Source organism: Xanthomonas sp. SHU 166 (genome assembly GCF_000364685.1).
Lineage (GTDB): Bacteria > Pseudomonadota > Gammaproteobacteria > Xanthomonadales > Xanthomonadaceae > Xanthomonas_A > Xanthomonas_A sontii.
Window position 1 is genome coordinate 1 of the sequence record NZ_AQOJ01000868.1, and the last position, 3,727, is coordinate 3,727.

The following is a 3,727-nucleotide window of genomic DNA, read 5'->3' on the forward strand; positions in this document are numbered from 1 at the left end:
CGGCGGCAACCGCGGTCCGCGCGGCGGCTGAGGACGACGCCGGCGCCGTGCGCGCCGGCCCGCTCCGCACCCGACAGGGCGCCTGCGCAAGCGGCGCCCTGTTTTTCTATGGGGACGCTATCGATCACGGGGACGGCGCGCGCCGTCAGGCCGCGGCAGCCCCCTCACCCAGGTGATGCGACGGCCCGCAGCGCGGCCGCCCGTGCACTCACGCGCCGGCAGGCGCGTTCTTGCAGTCCGCAAACCCCGCCGGGATCTGCCTGGCGGTCCACTTGCCCTGAGACGCTGTGGAGACGAGCAGCGCCGAGGTTGCGTCGTAGCTGGGGGCCTGTGTCGCGCCGGGCCTGGCCAATCCCGTGTCATGGAAGCACAGACGTACGGACGTGGCATCGGCCGACAGCACCTCGAAGCGCATCATCCAGCCCTTGTCGGCCTCGAGCAGGCGCGCGCCATGGGCGGTTTTGGTGACATCCACGAAACCATAGTCCGCGAACGTCGTCTTCCCCGGCAGACGGCGGGGGCCGACCGAGTTGGGGAACGAGGTCAGATCAAGCTGCTGGATGACCGCATCGACGACGCCTGCCTGCTGCGATACGACCGGAGACGACGCGCCGACGCCCAGCGCGAGAAGGCCAACAAGCATTCCGGAGGTCATGCGGACGATCTCGCGCGCGGAGGGAGTCGCGGATGATAAGCGCCGGGAACGCCGGCGCCCGATGGAGATTGCCGTGCGCGGTGGCCGCCGACCAGGCGGCACCCGACCGCGTCTCGCAGGCTCGAACGACAGGGACGTGGCGACATCAGCCCACCCGCCATCGCGCCGTTCGCCCTGCGCGGACGAAGCCGATATCCTGGCGCATCTGGCGGCCGCCGCGGGTGGCCGCCCTCACCGACCAGGAATTCCCGATGACACGGAAGATGAAGATCGCCCTGCCGCTGCTGATCGCCGGCGTACTGAGCCTCGGCGCCTGCCAGAAGGCGCAGCAGAAGGCCCAGGAAGAGATCGCCGCAGCGCAGAACCCCTACCCGGCCAGTTCGCCGCTGCACGCGCCGTTCGACCGCATGCTGCGCAAGCTGGCCAACGACCCGCGCTACGTGGCGTTGCTCAAGCAGAGCGGCCCGCAGGCGCAGCAGGCCGGCTTCCAACTGGCGCAGAACGGCATCGCGCGACTGGACCACGCCACGCTGGAACAGCGCCTGCAGATCCTGTCGCAGGTCAGCGACAAGGTCGACGTACCGCAGTGCGCCGTGCTGGCGCGCGGCGGCAACCCCAACGATGCGCAGGCACTGAGCGCGGCGATGCTGTCGGGCCTGGAAACGCTGCCGCAGGCGCAGATCGACCGCTGGTTCGAGGTCTCGCTGAAGGCCACCGACGCGGAGTTGAACAAGACCCCGGCGCAGCCGGTGAGCCAGGAGCAGATCCAGGCGGCGATGGGCACCCTGGTCAAGTCGCTGCCCGCCGACCAGCAGCAGCGCCTGATGCGGGTGCTGCCGGAGATCGCCAAGGCCAGCGACGAGGACGCCTGCTGGACGGCGCGGACCCTGTACCGCCAGGCGCTGGCGACGCCCGAGCCGGTACGCGGCCAGTTGGCCTGGGTGTTCGCGCAGCAGTAAGCGCGCGGCAGCGCGAAACGTGCCCTGGCGCAGGGCGCGGTTTGCCGGGTCGCAGCGCATCTCCGCCGCACGGCGGGCTTCCGGCCAAGTGGCCGAGAGAAACCTTCGACCCAAAAAATCCAGGCGCGCTGCGCCTGGATTTTTTTGCGTCGTCTCCGCCCTGGCTGCAACGCAGCGTCAGGGCGGAACGCAGCGCCTTACTTACGGCGCTCGATCACGAAGTTGCCGACGTTGACGCCCAGATCGACGCCCTCGCCCGTGCCGGCCAGGGCCAGCGAGATATCGCCCTTGGTGACGACCTGTGCGGTGCTGGACTTGACCACGCCGGCATGCGCTTCGGCGGCGGCATAGGTGCCGAACAGATCGTTGAGGCTATAGGCGCCGGTGAAGGTGCCGCGGCCACCGACGATCTTCGACTTGCCGACCGTCAGGCCACCGCCCTTGCTGCTGATCTTGACCGGGATCACCGCGCCGTCGTTGCAGGTGATGGTGCCGGTGCCCTTGGCGGTCTTGTAGAACACCGACCAGCCGGACAGGTTGAAGGACAGCTTGCAATCGATGTTGCCGGCGGCCTGGGCCTGCGGCGCGAGCGCGGCCGCACCCAGCAGTGCGAGCAGAGAGAGCGACTTGATCATGTTGGCATTCCGGGTGGGTGGACAAGGAGCGAGGGTAGCAATGGGTTTGTCGCGGCCGCGACAAGGTTGCGGGGGTATCGCGCGCGCGTTCAGCAGGCATTTCCACTCGCGGCGGGCGCGGTCGGCCCCGTACAGGCAGGAGGCGAGGCCCGCGCCAAACATCTCCAGCACTCGTCTGCGGCGGCTTGGCCTGACTGCCTCGATGCATTGTGGGCGTCAACGCGCATGCAGCGGCGACGTGCGAAGCACTTTCTGATGGCGTAATGCGTCGGGACTGAAGTCCCTCCCACAATGCACCTGCCACGCTTGCCGCAACATGCTGCGGGAGGGGCTATTGCCGCGCTTTCGGAATCCGCCGCGACAGGGGTTACCGGGAAAGCCCGTCGCGGCTGAAGCGGCTCCTACGACAGGCGTCTTCGGAAATAGCACGATGAGCTTTCCGGCGTCACTGGAGCCGCAGGCTAGTCGTCCAGCCTGAAGGCATCCGCATCGAGCATGGCCGGGAAGCGCGCGCGGTGCGCGGCCAGTGCGGCGGCGGAGATCGTGGTGGTGGCGACCTGTTCGCGCTCGCGGATCTCCAGTTGCGGCTGGCCGAGGAAATCGATCACCGCACTGTCGCCGGCATAGTGCAGGTCGTTGCCGTCCACGCCGACGCGGTTGACCGCGGCCACGAAGCACAGGTTCTCGATCGCGCGCGCGCGCAGCAGCGTACGCCAGGCGTAGGCGCGCGCCGACGGCCAGTTGGCGACGAACAGCTGCAGGTCGAAATCCAGCTGGCCCGGGCGCTCGACGTCGTAGCGGTTGCGGCAGAACACCGGGAAGCGCAGGTCGTAGCAGACCTGCGGATTGATCCGCCAGCCCTTCCACTCCACGCACAGGCGTTCGTGCCCGGCGGCGTAGCGCAGGTGTTCGTTGCCGTAGCGGAACAGATGACGCTTGTCGTAATGCTGCAACGCGCCGTCCGGCGTGGCCCACAGCAGGCGGTTGAACACCTTGGCCTCGCCATCGGCGGCGGGCACGCGCAACTGCACGCTGCCGGTCACCGCCGCGCCCAGCCGTGCCGCCTTCTCGCGGATCCACGCCACGGTCGGCCCGTCCATGTCCTCGGCCTGCGCCAGCGCATCGTTGGAGAAGCCGCTGGTGAAGGTCTCCGGCAGGATCACCAGGTCGGTGACGCCGGCCAGCGGCGCCAGCAGTTCGGCGTAATGCGCGCGGTTGCCGGCCGGATCGTGCCAGCGGGTATCGCCCTGGACCAGCGAGATCCTCAGATCGTTCATAGCAGGGAATCGGGAAAGGGGAATAGGGAATGGGTAAAGGCTAAGCGCATCGGCGAGTTTTCACCATTCCCCATTCCCGAATCCCCAATCCCGGCGCTTACGCGCGCTACAGCGCGCGCAAGCGCTCGATCGCCGCATCCAGCGTCGCCTCGTTCTTGGCGAAGCACAGCCGCGCCAGCCGCTGACCCTGCGGCGGGGCCT

The 3,727-nt window shown here is 68.6% G+C and carries 4 protein-coding genes; 1 reads left to right on the forward strand and 3 read right to left on the reverse strand.

Going from position 1 to position 3,727, the window contains the following annotated elements:
- Positions 1-208 precede the first annotated feature (208 nt).
- On the reverse strand, positions 209-655 hold the full coding sequence (locus D180_RS19825; RefSeq protein WP_017914141.1) for a hypothetical protein: 447 nt from the start codon (positions 653-655) through the stop codon (positions 209-211).
- A gap of 263 nt (positions 656-918) precedes the next feature.
- Here D180_RS19825 and D180_RS19830 point away from each other — a divergent pair, with 263 nt between their 5' ends.
- Complete coding sequence (locus D180_RS19830) at positions 919-1,614, forward strand: hypothetical protein (RefSeq protein ID WP_017914142.1); 696 nt, start codon at positions 919-921, stop codon at positions 1,612-1,614.
- A gap of 197 nt (positions 1,615-1,811) precedes the next feature.
- On the opposite strand, the gene D180_RS19835 is transcribed toward D180_RS19830, so the two are convergent.
- Complete coding sequence (locus tag D180_RS19835; RefSeq protein WP_017914143.1) at positions 1,812-2,249, reverse strand: hypothetical protein; 438 nt, start codon at positions 2,247-2,249, stop codon at positions 1,812-1,814.
- Positions 2,250-2,710: 461 nt separating this feature from the next.
- On the reverse strand, positions 2,711-3,526 hold the full coding sequence (locus D180_RS19840) for an amidohydrolase (protein ID WP_017914144.1): 816 nt from the start codon (positions 3,524-3,526) through the stop codon (positions 2,711-2,713).
- Positions 3,527-3,727: the final 201 nt, after the last annotated feature.